Source organism: Pseudomonas sp. P4_C8, assembly GCF_056401975.1.
Genome location: NZ_JBFUIH010000053.1, coordinates 1 through 15,110, shown reverse-complemented (window position 1 = coordinate 15,110; position 15,110 = coordinate 1). Strand labels below are relative to the sequence as shown.

15 protein-coding genes are annotated in these 15,110 nt (G+C 60.2%); 10 read left to right on the top strand and 5 right to left on the bottom strand.

All coding sequences use genetic code 11. The annotated features are described in order from the left end of the window. The first annotated feature begins 149 nt into the window (after positions 1–149). On the top strand, positions 150–1,190 hold the full coding sequence (locus tag AC1DWM_RS25610; protein WP_477796477.1) for an Ldh family oxidoreductase: 1,041 nt from the start codon (positions 150–152) through the stop codon (positions 1,188–1,190). Between the two features lie 238 nt (positions 1,191–1,428). On the opposite strand, the gene AC1DWM_RS25605 is transcribed toward AC1DWM_RS25610, so the two are convergent. Further along, positions 1,429–1,746 (bottom strand): ElaB/YgaM/YqjD family protein, encoded by a 318-nt coding sequence (locus AC1DWM_RS25605; RefSeq protein WP_477796476.1) that lies wholly within the window; start codon positions 1,744–1,746, stop codon positions 1,429–1,431. A 165-nt stretch (positions 1,747–1,911) separates the two neighbouring features. Here AC1DWM_RS25605 and AC1DWM_RS25600 point away from each other — a divergent pair, with 165 nt between their 5' ends. Then, the gene (locus AC1DWM_RS25600; RefSeq protein ID WP_223520609.1) at positions 1,912–2,166 is read left to right on the top strand and encodes a hypothetical protein; all 255 of its coding nucleotides are present in this window, start codon (positions 1,912–1,914) and stop codon (positions 2,164–2,166) included. 9 nt (positions 2,167–2,175) lie between these two features. Here the strand turns inward: AC1DWM_RS25600 and AC1DWM_RS25595 are convergent, their stop codons facing one another. Continuing rightward, positions 2,176–3,084: a LysR family transcriptional regulator gene (locus AC1DWM_RS25595; RefSeq protein ID WP_477796475.1), complete on the bottom strand. Its 909-nt coding sequence runs from the start codon at positions 3,082–3,084 to the stop codon at positions 2,176–2,178. A gap of 84 nt (positions 3,085–3,168) precedes the next feature. Here AC1DWM_RS25595 and AC1DWM_RS25590 point away from each other — a divergent pair, with 84 nt between their 5' ends. Then, positions 3,169–4,092, top strand: coding sequence for a carbon-nitrogen hydrolase family protein (locus AC1DWM_RS25590; protein ID WP_477796474.1), 924 nt, complete (start codon positions 3,169–3,171; stop codon positions 4,090–4,092). 129 nt (positions 4,093–4,221) lie between these two features. Here the strand turns inward: AC1DWM_RS25590 and AC1DWM_RS25585 are convergent, their stop codons facing one another. Further along, positions 4,222–5,697: a nucleobase:cation symporter-2 family protein gene (locus tag AC1DWM_RS25585; RefSeq protein ID WP_477796473.1), complete on the bottom strand. Its 1,476-nt coding sequence runs from the start codon at positions 5,695–5,697 to the stop codon at positions 4,222–4,224. Positions 5,698–5,927: 230 nt separating this feature from the next. After that, positions 5,928–6,827, bottom strand: coding sequence for a LysR family transcriptional regulator (locus AC1DWM_RS25580; protein ID WP_223520601.1), 900 nt, complete (start codon positions 6,825–6,827; stop codon positions 5,928–5,930). Positions 6,828–6,928: 101 nt separating this feature from the next. Here AC1DWM_RS25580 and AC1DWM_RS25575 point away from each other — a divergent pair, with 101 nt between their 5' ends. From AC1DWM_RS25575 to AC1DWM_RS25555, 5 genes are all read left to right on the top strand, one after another. Beyond that, a complete protein-coding gene (locus AC1DWM_RS25575) occupies positions 6,929–8,020 on the top strand; it encodes a polyamine ABC transporter substrate-binding protein (RefSeq protein ID WP_477796472.1) in 1,092 nt (363 codons plus the stop codon). 16 nt (positions 8,021–8,036) lie between these two features. Further along, entirely contained in the window at positions 8,037–8,996 is a 960-nt protein-coding gene (gene speB, locus AC1DWM_RS25570) for an agmatinase (RefSeq protein WP_477796471.1), read from the top strand. 79 nt (positions 8,997–9,075) lie between these two features. Then, the gene (locus AC1DWM_RS25565) at positions 9,076–10,812 is read left to right on the top strand and encodes a GMC oxidoreductase (RefSeq protein ID WP_477796470.1); all 1,737 of its coding nucleotides are present in this window, start codon (positions 9,076–9,078) and stop codon (positions 10,810–10,812) included. A 28-nt stretch (positions 10,813–10,840) separates the two neighbouring features. Then, positions 10,841–11,167, top strand: coding sequence for a Rieske (2Fe-2S) protein (locus AC1DWM_RS25560; protein WP_223520593.1), 327 nt, complete (start codon positions 10,841–10,843; stop codon positions 11,165–11,167). A gap of 71 nt (positions 11,168–11,238) precedes the next feature. Next, positions 11,239–12,624 (top strand): aldehyde dehydrogenase family protein, encoded by a 1,386-nt coding sequence (locus AC1DWM_RS25555; protein WP_477796469.1) that lies wholly within the window; start codon positions 11,239–11,241, stop codon positions 12,622–12,624. Positions 12,625–12,667: 43 nt separating this feature from the next. Here the strand turns inward: AC1DWM_RS25555 and AC1DWM_RS25550 are convergent, their stop codons facing one another. Further along, a complete protein-coding gene (locus tag AC1DWM_RS25550; protein WP_477796468.1) occupies positions 12,668–13,720 on the bottom strand; it encodes an aldo/keto reductase in 1,053 nt (350 codons plus the stop codon). Positions 13,721–13,922: 202 nt separating this feature from the next. Here AC1DWM_RS25550 and AC1DWM_RS25545 point away from each other — a divergent pair, with 202 nt between their 5' ends. Both AC1DWM_RS25545 and AC1DWM_RS25540 read left to right on the top strand, forming a co-directional pair. After that, positions 13,923–14,639, top strand: coding sequence for a helix-turn-helix transcriptional regulator (locus AC1DWM_RS25545; RefSeq protein WP_223520587.1), 717 nt, complete (start codon positions 13,923–13,925; stop codon positions 14,637–14,639). Positions 14,640–14,691: 52 nt separating this feature from the next. Continuing rightward, positions 14,692–15,033, top strand: a complete 342-nt coding sequence (locus AC1DWM_RS25540) for a nuclear transport factor 2 family protein (RefSeq protein WP_223520585.1) — start codon at positions 14,692–14,694, stop codon at positions 15,031–15,033. The last annotated feature ends 77 nt before the right edge of the window (positions 15,034–15,110 follow it).

Here is a 15,110-nt window from a genome sequence, read left to right as displayed (position 1 = left end):
ATGTGCGGTACATATTGCTTGAGCCGATCTGGCGGTTGAGGCTTGACAGGACGTCGGTACAACAGCGCTTAATCGGTGACTTTTTCAGGTTGCCCTGCAGCCTCGCTTCACGCTGTTGCCCGTACTCAATAATAAAACTGGAGCTTCAGATGACCGTATCGCCCGAAATGGCCGTCAGTTCGAACACCCAAACGCTCGATTTCGATGCGCTCGTTCAATTGCTCGAACAGATTTTTCTGCGTCATGGCACCTCTACCGAGGTCGCCCGGACGCTGGCCCTCAATTGCGCCGGTGCTGAGCGCGATGGTGCTCACAGCCACGGTGTGTTCCGTATTCCCGGTTATGTATCGACGCTGAACAGCGGCTGGGTCAATGGCCAGGCCGTGCCGGTGGTTGAAGACGTTGCCTCGGGGTTTGTCCGGGTCGATGCCGGCAATGGTTTCGCCCAGCCGGCCCTGGCGGCAGCACGCGCCCTGTTGGTGGAAAAGGCTCGCAGCGCCGGCATTGCGGTACTGGCGATTCGTAATTCACACCATTTCGCCGCCTTGTGGCCGGATGTCGAGCCCTTTGCCTACGAAGGGTTGGTGGCATTGAGCGTGGTCAACAGCATGACCTGCGTGGTGCCGCACGGCGCCGATCGTCCGTTGTTCGGCACCAACCCGATCGCATTCGCGGCCCCTCGGGCCGATGGCGAGCCGATTGTCTTTGACCTGGCCACCAGCGCCATTGCTCATGGCGATGTGCAGATCGCGGCACGCAAGGGCGAGCGCTTGCCGGCAGGCATGGGCGTGGACAGCCTTGGTCAGCCGACACAGGACCCGAAAGCGATTCTCGAAGGCGGCGCCTTGTTGCCGTTTGGCGGACACAAAGGTTCTGCCTTGTCGATGATGGTGGAACTGTTGGCGGCAGCGCTGACCGGCGGCAATTTTTCTTTTGAGTTTGACTGGTCGAACCATCCGGGCGCCAAGACGCCCTGGACCGGTCAACTGTTGATCGTGATCGACCCGAGCAAGGCGGCCGGGCAAAATTTTGCCGAGCGCAGTCAGGAATTGGTTCGGCAGATGCACGGCGTGGGCCTCAAGCGCCTGCCGGGTGATCGGCGCCATAAAGAACGGGCCAAGTCCGGTTCGCAAGGTATTACGCTTGACGCCGAGACGCTGGCGAACCTGCGAGAACTAGCGGGGCTCTGAGGTCTGTACAAAACGCAGGCAAGAAAAAGGCGAGCCGTGGCTCTAATGCCGATCAGTTAAGGCGCAAAACCTGTGGGAGCGAGCCTGCTCGCGATTGTGGATTGTCAGGCAACGCAAGTGTTGACTGTGCCACCGTCATCGCGAGCAGGCTCGCTCCCACAAGGATTGCGGCGCTCAATGGCTTAACTGATCGGCATTAAGCCGTGGCTCGCCTTTTTACTGTGTAGAGCAGTACCGCTTAACGCCGACCCAGCAACAACCCGACCACCAGCCCGAATCCAGCGGAGATGGCCACGGTTTGCCATGGATGCCCACCAATGTAGGTTTCGGTGGCATCGACGGCAGGTTTGGTGCGGTCACGCACACTGCTGACTGAATCCCGTGCCTGCTGGAGTTTCAGGGCGATTTGCTCGCGCAAGGTTTCTGCTTCCTCGCCGACCAGTGCGGCGCTGCGGGTCAGCAGTTTTTCCGACTCTTCGATCAGCGTTGCCAGCTCGCTGAACGCCAGTTCCTTGGATTGCTCTTCGGCGACTTGTGCTGCGGTTTTCCGAGCCATTGAGGTACTCCTTGCAGGTAATCAGGCGGTGAACAATGGAGTCTAGCGTCGGCGAAAAAGTTGCAGCGAATTTTTGCGTTGACCCCGTGGGGTGGAAAATTCCTGAGTCAGACGTTTCGTCCTACAGTGTAAGATGTCGCCTATTTTACGCAGCAGGAAATTCCCATGAGCTTCAATCTGGCCGACAAACCCCTCGCCGAGCGCGCTGCGCTTGAAGATGAAAAATCCCGTCTGTTCGACCTCTGGCAAAGCAACCTGGGCAAATCCAAGGGCGAGGCCGCGCGCTTGTTCGGCGAGCGCGCCAAGCGCAAAGGCAAGTGGGCTGAATGGGTCCGTGCCGAACTCGACGCGATGTCGCCACCGGAATTCGCCAACATGGTGCGCAGTGAAGTCAACCGCCTCATGGCTGCCAGCAAGTAAGCCCAGTCTTCAGGCAAAACTCGCCACAATCGCTTCGCGCACTTTCAGTACCACCGGATCGAGCTGCGTGCTGGTGCGCCAGCCCAACTCGATCGGATAGCGTGGCAAGGCCAAAGGGCAGGGCAGCAGCGCCAGTCCACTGAGCGCCGCAATGCTTTGCGCGGCATGCGCCGGAATGGTCGCCACCGCCTGACTGCCCTTGAGCAAGTGCGGTAACGCGGCAAAATGCGTGGTCGACGCACACACCCGACGACTCAGCCCCAGCGCCGCCAGCCCTTCATCGGTGATGCCGATAAAACCGCCTGACGACACCAAAATGTGCTCGCGAGCGACGAACTCTTCAAGGCTGATGACGTGTTGCCCTTCGGTCAGGCTGGCGTGATCCGCCAGGCATAAATACCCGCCTTCTCCCAACACCTGACGACTGAGCAAGCGCTCGGCAAATCCGCCGGCGGTGATCGCCAGATCGATACTGCGCTCCATCAAGGCGTGGGCGACGATCTGGCTGTGGGTTTGCCGGAAGATCAGCCGCAGTTTCGGTGCTGTTCGGGCGATTTCCTCGATCAGTCGACGGCCATAGGCGATCTCGAAATCATCCGACATCCCTACCGACACTGAGCGGCCGTCGTACTGATGGGCCGCTGGATCGACCATCGCCAGGCTCTGGCGGCATTTGTTCAGGGCGTCGCTGACAACCGGTTTCAATTGGTTGGCTTTGAGCGTCGGTGCAAGACCACGGCCGGTGCGCACGAACAGCTGATCGCCATACACCTCGCGCAGCCTGCGCAACGCGGCGCTGACCGCCGATTGCGTCACGCCCAGGCGTAAGGCCGCACGGCTGGCGCTGGACTCTTCATGCAGCGCTTCGAAGACTTTGAGCAGGTTGAGATCAACGGTGGCGATATTCATTTGGTTCATATCATTCAGCAGTGAGTCGGGCTTTATTCATGATCCCGTGACGCCGGAGAATGGGCAATACCTGATGCCAATGGAGTTATTGCGATGCCCAAGTCAATCGTTGCTGCACTGCAAATCGGTGCCTTGCCAGGAGGCAAGGCCGACACTCTGGAGCAGATTCTTGCCTGGGAAAACGCCATTACCGAGTCCGGGGCCCGATTGGTGGTGATGCCCGAAGCGTTGCTCGGCGGTTACCCCAAGGGCGAAGGGTTTGGCACGCAACTGGGTTATCGACTGCCGGAGGGGCGAGAAGCGTTTGCCCGGTATTTCGCCAACGCCATTGACGTGCCAGGTGCCGAGACTGAAGCCCTGGCCGGGTTGTCGGCGCGGACTGGGGCCAATCTGGTGATCGGTGTGATTGAACGTGCGGGCAGTACGCTGCATTGCACGGCACTGTATTTCGACCCGCAGACCGGACTGATCGCCAAACACCGCAAGCTGATGCCCACCGGCACCGAACGGCTGATCTGGGGCAAGGGCGATGGCTCGACGTTGCCGGTTATCGACAGTCAGGTCGGACGAATCGGCGCGGTGATTTGCTGGGAAAACATGATGCCGCTGCTGCGCACCGCGATGTACGCCAAAGGTATTGAGGTGTGGTGTGCGCCGACGGTGGACGAGCGCGAAATGTGGCAGGTCAGCATGCGCCACATCGCCCATGAAGGACGCTGCTTTGTGGTCAGTGCCTGTCAGGTCCAGGACTCGCCGCACGCCCTTGGCGTGGAGATTGCCAACTGGCCGGCGGATCGGCCGCTGATTGCTGGCGGCAGTGTGATAGTCGGGCCGATGGGCGATGTACTGGCGGGGCCGTTGCGCGATGGACCTGGGTTACTGACGGCTGAAATCGACACGGACGATCTGGTTCGCGCCCGCTATGACTACGACGTGGTCGGTCACTATGCGCGGCCGGATGTGTTTGAGTTGACAGTGGATGAGCGAGCCAAACCCGGCGTCCGCTTCACCGCATAACCCCTTGTGGGAGCGAGCCTGCTCGCGAAAGCGGTTAGTCATTCAACATTTTTGTCGACTGATCCACCGCTATCTCGAGCAGGCTCACTCCCACATTGGCTATGCGGTGATCACACTTAATGTGTTTCCTTACAAGCGGTTCACCTGTGCGACCACCACAGGCGTTGTGGGTTCAGCCTTGGCTGGCACATCGGGGTTTTCCATGACCTGAAGGATCGAGGCTTCCGGATCGAAATCGTCTTCTTCCAGCTCGATGAACTCCTCGGGCAAGAAGATATTGAGCACGATAGCGCACAACGCCCCGACGGTAATCGGCGATTCAAAAATGATGTGCAGCGCCATCGGCAACTCGCGCAACACCTGCGGCACTGCCGCCACGCCCAGGCCCATGCCGAGGGAAATCGCCACGATCAACATGTTGCGTCGATGCAGGCCGGCTTCGGCGAGGATCTTGATCCCGGCCACCGCCACGGTCCCGAACATCACCAGTTCGGCGCCACCAAGCACCGGTTTCGGCATCAGTTGCAACACCGCGCCGATCATCGGGAACAACCCCAACAGCACCAGCAAACCGGCGATGAAGAACGCCACGTAGCGACTGGCTACACCGGTGAGTTGGATCACGCCATTGTTCTGCGCAAACGTGACCATCGGCATGCTGTTGAACACGGCGGCCATCGCCGAGTTAAGGCCGTCGGCGAGCAGGCCGGATTTGATCCGGCGAATGTAGATCGGGCCTTTGACCGGTTGCCGCGAAATCATCGAGTTGGCGGTCAGGTCACCGGCGGCTTCCAGCGGCGACACGAGGAAAATCACCGCGATCGGCACAAACGCGACCCAGTCGAAGTTGAAGCCGTACTTGAACGGCACCGGTACGCTCATCAGCGGTACGTCGGGCAGGCTGGCGAAATTGACATCGCCCATCAGCCAGGCCACGACATAGCCCAAGGTCAGGCCAATGACGATGGCGCCGAGGCGCAGAAACGGCACATCGACCCGGTTCAACAGCACAATGGTGCCGAGCACCAAGGCCGCCAGCGCCAAATGACTGGCGGCGCCGAGGTCCGGCGCGCCAAAGCCTCCGGCGATGTCGGTCATGGCCACTTTGATCAGCGACAAGCCCATCAGGGTGATGATGGTGCCGGTGACCACCGGGGTGATCAGCATCCGCAGTTTGCCGATGAACTGGCTCAGCGCCACTTCAATGAACGCCGCAAAAAAGCACACGCCAAAAATGGTCGAGAGGATTTCATCGGTGCCGCCGCCACGAGCCTTGACCATGAACCCGGCACTGAGAATCACACTGATGAACGAAAAACTGGTGCCTTGCAGACACAGCAAGCCAGAGCCGACCGGGCCGAACCGTCGGGCTTGAACAAAGGTGCCCAGGCCCGACACGAACAGCGCCATGCTGATCAGATACGGTATTTCGCTTTGCAGGCCGAGGGCGCCGCCCATGATCAGGGTCGGCGTGATGATGCCGACAAAACTCGCCAACACATGTTGCAGGGCGGCGAAGACGGTGGCTGTCAGGTGCGGGCGGTCGTTGAGGCCGTAAATCAGGTCGTTATTGCGCGCAGCGGGGGCTTTTTCAGAGGCGGTCATGGTTGGTTGCGTGCCAAAAGGGCGGGCGGGTCAGAAAATGGAGGCGCAGGATGCCAGCAGCGGGCATCAAGGGCAACGAACAATAACTGCCTGAAAGGTCAGGCTGATCGTTCCCATGCTCTGCGTGGGAATGCATCCCCTGACGCTCTGCGTCACATTCAGAAGTGGAACGCAGAGCGTCCCTGGCGGCATTCCCACGCAGAGCGTGGGAACGATCACTGCCTGAAAGGTCAGGTTTTGCTGAAGGCAGCAAGCAAATCCTGCTCAAACGCTTTCTGCGCATCCCCTGGCACCTGAGCGCGATGCCGCGCCAGATGGAACGCGACCTCAAAACTCATTTCGCCCTGGCGCACGGCGCGCAACAGCCCTTTGTCTTCCCAGCTGCGGGCAAAGTGATTGGGCAAATAGCCGACATGCTTGCCGGACAGAATGAAGGCGAGGGTGCCTTCGACTTGTTCAGAGCGCGCTGAACACAGTTTTCCCTGGAACGGTTCGTCAGTGCGCAGAAACCGGTAGGGATGATCGACCCGGTCGCAGGCTTGCAGCGCTTCGTCGTTCGGCGCGTCATCGGTGAACAGCGGATGCCCGGGGGCGCAATAAAGGTGCTGGGTTTCGGTGAACAGTTCGCGGTAGTCGAACGCGCTCTGCACTTGTGAGAAATAGCCGATGGCCAGGTCCAGCCGTTGCTGCAGCAGCAAGCGTTCCATTTCGCCGGGCATCGCGCTGATCAGTTCGATGCGCACTGATTCGTCCCGCTCACGAAAGCGCCGTATCGCGTCCGCCACCCGTTGCAGCACCGATTGATCAAGGGCTTCGGAGAGCCCCAGTCGCACTTCGCCTATCAATCTGCCCGCCACACCGTTGGATTGATGACGAAACGCTTCGATGGACTCAAACAGCCCGCGCGTCGCGGTCAACAGCTGTTCGCCTTTGGGCGTGATCTTGAACCCGCCTTTGCCGCGACTGCACAAGCGATAGCCGAGGCGGGTTTCGAGCTTGGCCATTTGCTGGCTGATGCTTGATTGGCTCAGGCCCAGCTCACCTTGGGCCGCGCTGAAACCGCCGCACTCGACCACGCGGACAAACAGGCGCAGCAGTTGCAGGTCGAGGTCGTGAAGTTGCCCGAGCATCAAACATTACTCCGCGATAAAGTCAGGTTAACAAACTTGATATTTCGCCAATGTAACCGAGCGCGCAACCTGCAACCACTTCCTCTGGTCAGGTGTTCGTCATGGCTCCCATGTTCAAGCTGTGTTTCCCCGCGTTGTTTCTCGCCATGACTGTGTCGGCTCAGGCGCAGGAAAAGACCGTTAACCTCTATAGCTGGGCCGATTACGTGGCGCCCGAAACCTTGCAACAGTTCGAAAAGGAAACCGGAATTCACGTGCGCTACGACACGTTCGATTCTTCGGAAGTGCTGGAAACCAAACTGCTCACCGGCGGCAGCGGTTATGACGTCGTGGTGCCGTCGTCCAGTGTCCTGGCCCGTGGTCTGGCAGCCGGCGCGCTGAAGGAAATCCCCCACGAAGGGCTCAAGGGTTACGCCAACCTTGACCCGGATCTGTTGGAAAAACTGGCCGCCGTTGATCCCGGCAATCGTTATGGCGTGCCGTATACCTGGGGCACGCTGGGTTTAGGAATGAACGTCGAAGCGGTGCAAAAACGCCTGCCGAATGTGCCACTTAACAGCCTCGATCTGCTATTCAAACCGGAATACGCCAGTAAGTTGAAAGACTGCGGCATCGCGATTCTCGATTCGCCGCAAGAAGTCATCGGCCTGGCGCTGCACTATCTGGGCAAAGATCCCTACAGCACCGACAAGGCCGATCTGACCGCCGCCGAGGCGTTGTTGCATCAGTTGCAGCCCAATGTGCTGTACGTCGCCACCGGGCGGCAGATCAGCGATCTGGCCAATGGCAGCGTGTGCCTGGCGCTGACCTACAACGGTGACGCCAGCATGGCCGCCGATCAGGCACGCAAGGCCAACAAGCCGTTTGAGGTGGCGTACCGGATTCCCAAGGAGGGCACGCTGGTCTGGCAGGACAACCTGGCGATCCCCAAGGATGCGCCGCACCCCGAAGAAGCCCGGGCCTTTATCGAGTTCATGTTGCGCCCCGAATCCGTCGCGGCGCTGACCAACACACTGTTTTTCGCCACGGCCAACCAGGCGGCAACCCCGCTGGTGGATGAAGCCGTGCGCACCGACCCGGACATCTTTCCACTGCCCGATGTGCGCGAACGCCTGTACGCCGACCAAAGCATGAGCCTCAAGGACCTGCGCCAGCGCACTCGCCTGTGGACCACGTTCCGTAGCCGCCAATAACAAAAAGGAGATCACCATGGACGTCCCTATGCAAAACGATCAAGCCATGACCCGCGACAGCCTCTATGGCACTGCCGCTGAAAGTACCTACGCCGGCATCACCAGTTTCATGCGCCGTCGCTACAGCCGCGACTTGCGTGGTGTCGACGTCGCGGTCAGCGGTGTCCCGTTCGACACCGCCACCAGCAACCGCCCCGGCGCACGTTTCGGGCCGCGCGGGATTCGGGCGGCGTCCACCGGGATTGCCTGGGAACGCCACTGGCCGTGGACGTTTGATCCGTTCGATCACTTGGCCGTCATCGACTACGGTGATTGCGACTTTGATTACGGCTCGCCGCACACCATTCCAGAAAGCATCGAAGCCCACGCCGAGCACATCCTGAACAGCGGCAGCGCGATGCTGACGTTCGGCGGCGATCACTTCATTACCTACCCGCTGCTCAAGGCCCATGCGCGCAAACACGGTGCGTTGTCGCTGATCCATTTCGACGCCCACAGCGACACCTGGCCGGACGAGGACGGCAAGCGGGTCGACCATGGCACCATGTTCTGGCATGCGGCCAGGGAAGGGCTGGTGGATCCGTCGCGTTCGGTGCAAATCGGCTTGCGCACCACCAATGACGATCACCAGGGCTTTCAGGTGCTGGATGCGCGTCAGGTGCATCGCCAAGGCTGTGAGGCGATTGTCGAAGCGATCCGGGCGAGGGTAGGGGATAACCCGGTGTACCTGACGTTCGATATCGATTGCCTCGACCCGGCTTTTGCGCCTGGTACCGGAACTCCGGTGTGCGGTGGCTTGAGTACCGTGCAGGCGCTGGAGATTTTGGGTGGATTACGCGGGATCAATCTGGTGGGCATGGACGTGGTGGAAGTCGCACCGGCCTATGACCATGCAGACATCACCTCGCTGGCGGCGGCGACATTGGCGATGGAAATGCTGTGTTTGTATGCGGCCAGGCACAAAGTCGACCGCTAAGCGCGTTCTTTTCAGTTGGTTTAACCCATTCACTCAATCAAGTCTAAGCTCAACCATCAGGCCCGCATGAGGTGCTGACATGTCTGATTTCGACTACGACTTGATTGTGATCGGTTCCGGGTTCGGCGGCAGCGTTGCCGCTTTGCGCGCGACCGAAAAAGGCTACCGGGTCGGCGTCATGGAGGCAGGACGACGCTGGCCTGATAGCGCGATCCCCAAGACCAACTGGGATGTCCGTAATTACCTCTGGCAGCCTGAAGCCCAAATGTATGGTTTACAGCGTCTGACGTTCCTCGACGACGTGCTGGTTCTTCACGGCGCCGGAGTCGGCGGCGGCTCGCACGTATACGGCAGCACGCTCTACGTGCCGCCGAAGAAGTTTTTCGCCGCTCCAGAGTGGTCCTACATCACCGACTGGTACGACGAAATGCCGGCGTACTTCGATCAGGCCCAGCGCATGATGGGTGTGAACCGCGTCCCCTACATGGACAGCGACAAGGACCGGCTGATGCGCGAAGTGGCCACCGATATGGGCCATGGTCATACCTATAACAAGGCGCCTGTCGCGACCTTCTTCGGCACCCCCGGCATTGAGGTCGACGATCCTTATTTCGGCGGCGCCGGACCACGCCGCACCGGTTGCGTGAACTGCGGCAATTGCATGATCGGCTGCGGCCGCGGGGCCAAGAACAAGCTGACGGAAAACTACCTTTACCTCGCGGAAAAGAACGGCTGTGTCATCCATGATCTGCACGAGGTCACCGAACTGTCGCCACTCGCTGGCGGCGGATATGAAGTGCTCACCACCCACCCGGGCTGGATGCAGCGCGTTGCACACATCGACCGTCATCGTTACACCGCCCGACAGGTCGTGGTCTCCGCACACGCTTATGGCTCGGCACGGCTGCTGCACCATATGCGCGATGCCGACAAGCTGACCGGCCTGTCGGATCAACTCGGCAAGCTGGCCCGGACCAATTCCGAGGCCCTCATTTTAGTCACCCGTCCCTACCGTGACTGGAAGAAGGATCCAGACCGTTTCATCATTACCCCAGGCAGCGTCGCCATCACTTCCGGTGTCTGGCCGGACGCGAATACCAGCATCGAGCCGGTCTCCTATGGCGTGGGCAGCGACCTCCTTACGCTCGCCACCACCTACTATGCTTCCGGCCCACAAAATCATCCGACTGAAACATGGCTCAAGCACTTGGTGGAGCACCCGCTTCAGACGCTCGGACAGACGTTCGATGCGCGGCACTGGTCGGAGCGTTCGCTCACCCTGTTGTGCATGCAGACCTCTGACAATTCAATCGACCTGTACTTCAAGGACGGCATCCTGCGCAGCCGTCATGGTGCCGGCGCTGCTCCCCCCACGCACATCGCGACGGCCGACGAGTTCGCACAACGTCTCGCCGCCAAGATGGGGGGACGCGAGGCGGCACTGGACTTTGAAGTCATCAATCGGACGGCCTCGGCGCACTTCATCGGTGGCATTCCGATCGGCGCCTCGAACGACAGGGGCGTGGTCGACCCCTATCAACGCGTTTTCGGCCACGAGGGCTTGCACGTCATGGACGGTAGCGTCCTGCCCGCCAATCCGGGGGTCAATCCGTCGCTCACTATTCTGGCGCTGGCGGAACGGGCCATGTCGTTCTGGCCGAACAAGGGCGACGCCGATCCGCGACCGTCGCTCGGCTCCGGCTACCAGCGCCTGACCCCCATCATGCCGCGCAAACCCGCCGTGCCGGCGCAGGCGCCTGGAGCATTGCGGTTCGACAAGCCCGATTATGAAGTGATCCCGGAGTTTCCGTACTGAATCGAAGGTTCACGCACAGGAGCCGAACATGCCGAGCTCGAAGGTCTACTACCGCCCATTGGGCCCGTCTTCCCGATTGACTGGCCAGTTGGTCACCCCGTTCTACCTGGAAGATCGCAAGATGCGCGTATCCGTCGCCCGTATCGGCTCACAACTGTTCGCCTTTGACGACATGTGCCCGCACGACGGCTGCCAGCTGTCGGCAGGTGTCCTGACCGGCACAACGCTTATGTGCCCGTGTGACGGCTCCCAGTTCGATATCACCACTGGCGCGGTACAGCGCGGACCTTCGACGTTGACGCTGCCCACTTACGAAGTCCGCGAGCAGAATGGCGAAATTGCAGTGCGCATCTGAGCGCGGTCGATCATTGGAGACAGGCGCCAGCGACAAGCATCGCGCGCCACATTCCAGGGAGTAATTTCACCATGTCGATTCCGGATTATTCATCGCTTGTCGCTAACCAGCGTGCTTACTTCCTCGAGGGCCATACGCGCTCGCTGGCGTGGCGCAAGACCCAGCTTGAAGCGGTCAAGGCTTTGTTCACCGACCATCATGACGAACTGTGCGACGCACTCTGGAAGGACCTGCGCCGCAATGTCAACGATGCCGACCTGATGGACGTGAACTACTGTGCGAAGGAGGCGGCCTACGCCCTTGAGCATGTCGAGTCATGGATGAAGCCGCTGCACGAGCCGATGCCAGTGGTGTTCGAGCCTGGCTACATTCGCGTACATCGCGATCCGCTGGGCGTTGCGCTGATCATCGGTGCGTGGAATGAACCGCTCATGTTGCTCTTCGGGCCTTTGGTGGCAGCGCTGGCCGCCGGCAACACGGCGGTGCTCAAACCCTCAGAGGTTGCGGCTCACTGTGCCAGTGCTGTGGCGCGCCTGGTACCCAAGTATTTTGATCCGCGCATAGTCGCGGTTGTAGAGGGAGCTGTCCCCGAGACCACCGCCTTGCTGGCACAGCAGTGGGACATGATTTTCTTCACCGGCAGTCCATCGGTTGGCAAGATCGTGCATCAGGCCGCCGCGAATAACCTGACCCCCTGCGTGCTCGAACTGGGTGGCAAAAACCCGACCATCGTCCATTCATCAGCCAATCTGAAGGTCGCAGCACGGCGTATCGCCTACGGGCGCTTTGCCAACTCCGGCCACATCTGCACCGCGCCCGATCATGTGCTGGTTTGGCCGCAGGTCAAGGACGAATTCGTGCAGCACATGAAGGACACGATCCGCGAGTTCTATGGCGATGATCCGAAGCAGAGTCCAGACTACGGGCGCGTGATCAACCGTCGCAACTTTGATCGCCTGGCGGCGTTGCTCGGCAGCGGTACGGCCGTCGCCGGCGGCCAGACCGACCCGGACGAGCTGTACATCGCGCCGACGGTGCTGGTCGATGTTGCGGTGGATTCGCCAATCATGCAGGAAGAGGTCTTCGGCCCGATCCTGCCGGTGCTTGAGATTGAATCGATCGACGCCGTTATCCAGTGGATCATCGACCGACCGAGCCCCCTCGGCGTGTACATATTTGCCGAGGACGATGACGTAGTGAACGAGATTTTGGCATTCACGCGCTCCGGCGACGCGGAGGTCAATGACTGCGCGATCCATCCGCTGTTTCCCGAGCTTCCATTCGGCGGGGTGGGTAATTCCGGCATGGGCAAGTATCACGGGCGCTGGGGATTCGAGGCCTTTACCAATGCGCGTGGCGTGCTTCATCACAGCACTGCGATCGACCCTGGCGTTCGCTATCCGCCTTATGACAAACACAGGGTTGAACGAGTGATCGTCAACAAGCTGATGCCATAGGGGCGGTAGTCCACCGCCCGGGAAAGTTCGACGCGGATGGGTGTCAGGCCGCCGGGATGATGGGCAGGTCGAGGGTTTGCGCCCCGGTATACCGCGCCACCGATCCGGCAATCATTTCATGTGGAACACCCTTGGCCACATCGCTTACCCCATCGAGTCGCGACAACTGCTCGGCACTCATCTGCACGGCCAAAGCCCCCAGCGTCGCGTCCAATTGTTCACGGGTGCGCGAACCCAGAATCGGAATCAGCGCCGTTGTTGAGCGCTTGGCTTTTTCCAGCAACCAGGCGATGGCCACGTGGGTCGGCGTGGTTTCAAGCTCCGTCGCCACCGCGAGCAAGGTGTCGAGCAGGGCCGTTTCGTGGGCGCTTTTTTCGCTGTGAATCAGCATGCCGAGTTTCGCGGCGCGGTTGTTCTCATCATTGGTGCGGTATTTGCCGGTGAGAAAACCGCCGCCCAGCGGTGACCACAACGTGGCGGCCAGCCCCAGCGCTTCTGCCATCGGCAACAATTCCCGCTCAGCGGTGCGCTCGGCCAGGCTGTATTCGGTCTGAATCGCGACTATCGGCGCAAAACCGCGCACTTCAGCCAGTACGTCGGCGCGGGCGATGCGCCAGGCCGGGAAGTTCGACAGGCCGGCGTAGTGAATCTTGCCGGCACGCACCAGATCGTCGAAGCCACGAAGGATCTCTTCCATGGGCGTCACGCCATCGCTCATGTGCGCCCAGAACAAGTCGATGTGATCAGTGTTCAACCGTTTGAGACTTTCCTCGACGGCGCGCACCATGTTCTTGCGGCTGTTGCCAGTGTGGGAAATGCCGGCGGCGGACGTAGTCCCCATAGTGAATTTGGTCGCGATCACTAACCGGTCACGTTCGGCGGCAATGAACTCACTGAGCATCGCTTCCGACTGGCCGGCCTGATAGCCATTGGCGGTGTCGATGAAGTTGCCACCGGCCTCCAGGTAGCCATCGAAAATGCGCTTGGCTTCGTCTCGCTCGGCGCCATGCCCCCAACCCGTGCCGAAATTGCCGGCGCCCAGCGCCAGTTCCGAAACCCGCAAGCCGGTTTTGCGGCCGAACACTTTGTAATGCATGGGGTGACTCCTGAGGGAAGACGCCGGGATTGAATTTAAATGTCTTGCGACATGTATTAAATATGATGCCTATAATTTTTGCAATCAATAAGCTTTTCCCTCACAGGCCAATCAGGTGACCATCGGACCCTTCGCTGCTGTCACTTTCTGACAGGGGCCTCTGCTAAGCTCCGACAACTTTTTCAGACAGAGCCTGCCCATCGTGTCGCGTACAACTCGTTTACTCACGTTGTTGCAAGTGCTGCGGGGCAAGAGTCGTCCGGTGACGGCTGCAACGCTTGCCAGTGAACTGGAAATTTCCGAGCGCACGCTGTACCGCGACATCGCCGAGCTGACCGCGCTCGGCGCACCGATCTTCGGTGAAGCAGGGGTCGGTTATGTGCTGCGCAGCGGTCTGTTTCTACCGCCCTTGATGCTCAATGCCGACGAGACCGAAGCCATCGTCCTTGGTTTGCGCTACGTCGATCAGCGCGGCGACGAGGTGTTGAGCAAAGCGGCGGCCAACGCATTGGCCAAGATTGCCGCCGTTTTGGCCCCTGAAGCCCAGGACGCGTTGCGCAACCCGACGGTGCTACCGGGGCCGCCCGGTTATGGCTATCCGGAAAATGTGGTGCCTTTGAGCGTGATTCGCCAAGCCATCCGCGACCAGTCCAAGCTGAACATCGACTACGCAGATGCCAACAAGGTGCCCAGCCAACGGCTGATCTGGCCACTGGCGTTGGGCTTTCTCAATGAAGTGCGGATCATCGTCGCCTGGTGCGAATTGCGCAGTGCCTATCGCACCTTTCGTACCGACCGGATTTCGGCCGCCAATGAGCAGGGCGAGCGTTATCCGGGGCGACGCAGCGACCTGTTACGGATCTGGCGTAAACAGATGCAACTGGATGAAGCGGGGCGTTTCACTCCTGACAAGAATTGACACAGGCTTGTCTTAGCATGGTTCCAGAATCAATAAACAAGGAGCTGCAACCATGTCCAATCCCGCCTCTTCACTGGCCCCTGCCATCGCCGCCTACATTGCCGCTGCCAATGCCCGCGATACCTCCAGGGTCGCCAGTTTTTTCGCCGAGGATGCCAATGTGTTCGATGAAGGCCAGCATCAGATCGGCACCCGCGCAATCGCCCAATGGATGGAAGACACCGCACAGCGTTATCAGCCCCGGGTCGAGGTGCTGGATGTTCAGCAGCGCACCGGCAAGGTGCTGGTGCACAACCTGATCTCCGGCACCTTTCCCGGCAGCCCGCTGGAACTACGCTACATGTTCCGCCTCAACGAACAGGGCAAGATCGCCCGGCTGGACATCTCGCTGTAGCTCAATCGAAACCCGATCGTGTAGCAGCTGCCGAGCCTGCGAGGCTGCGTTCGGCGACGAAGTCGTCGTGAAATCAG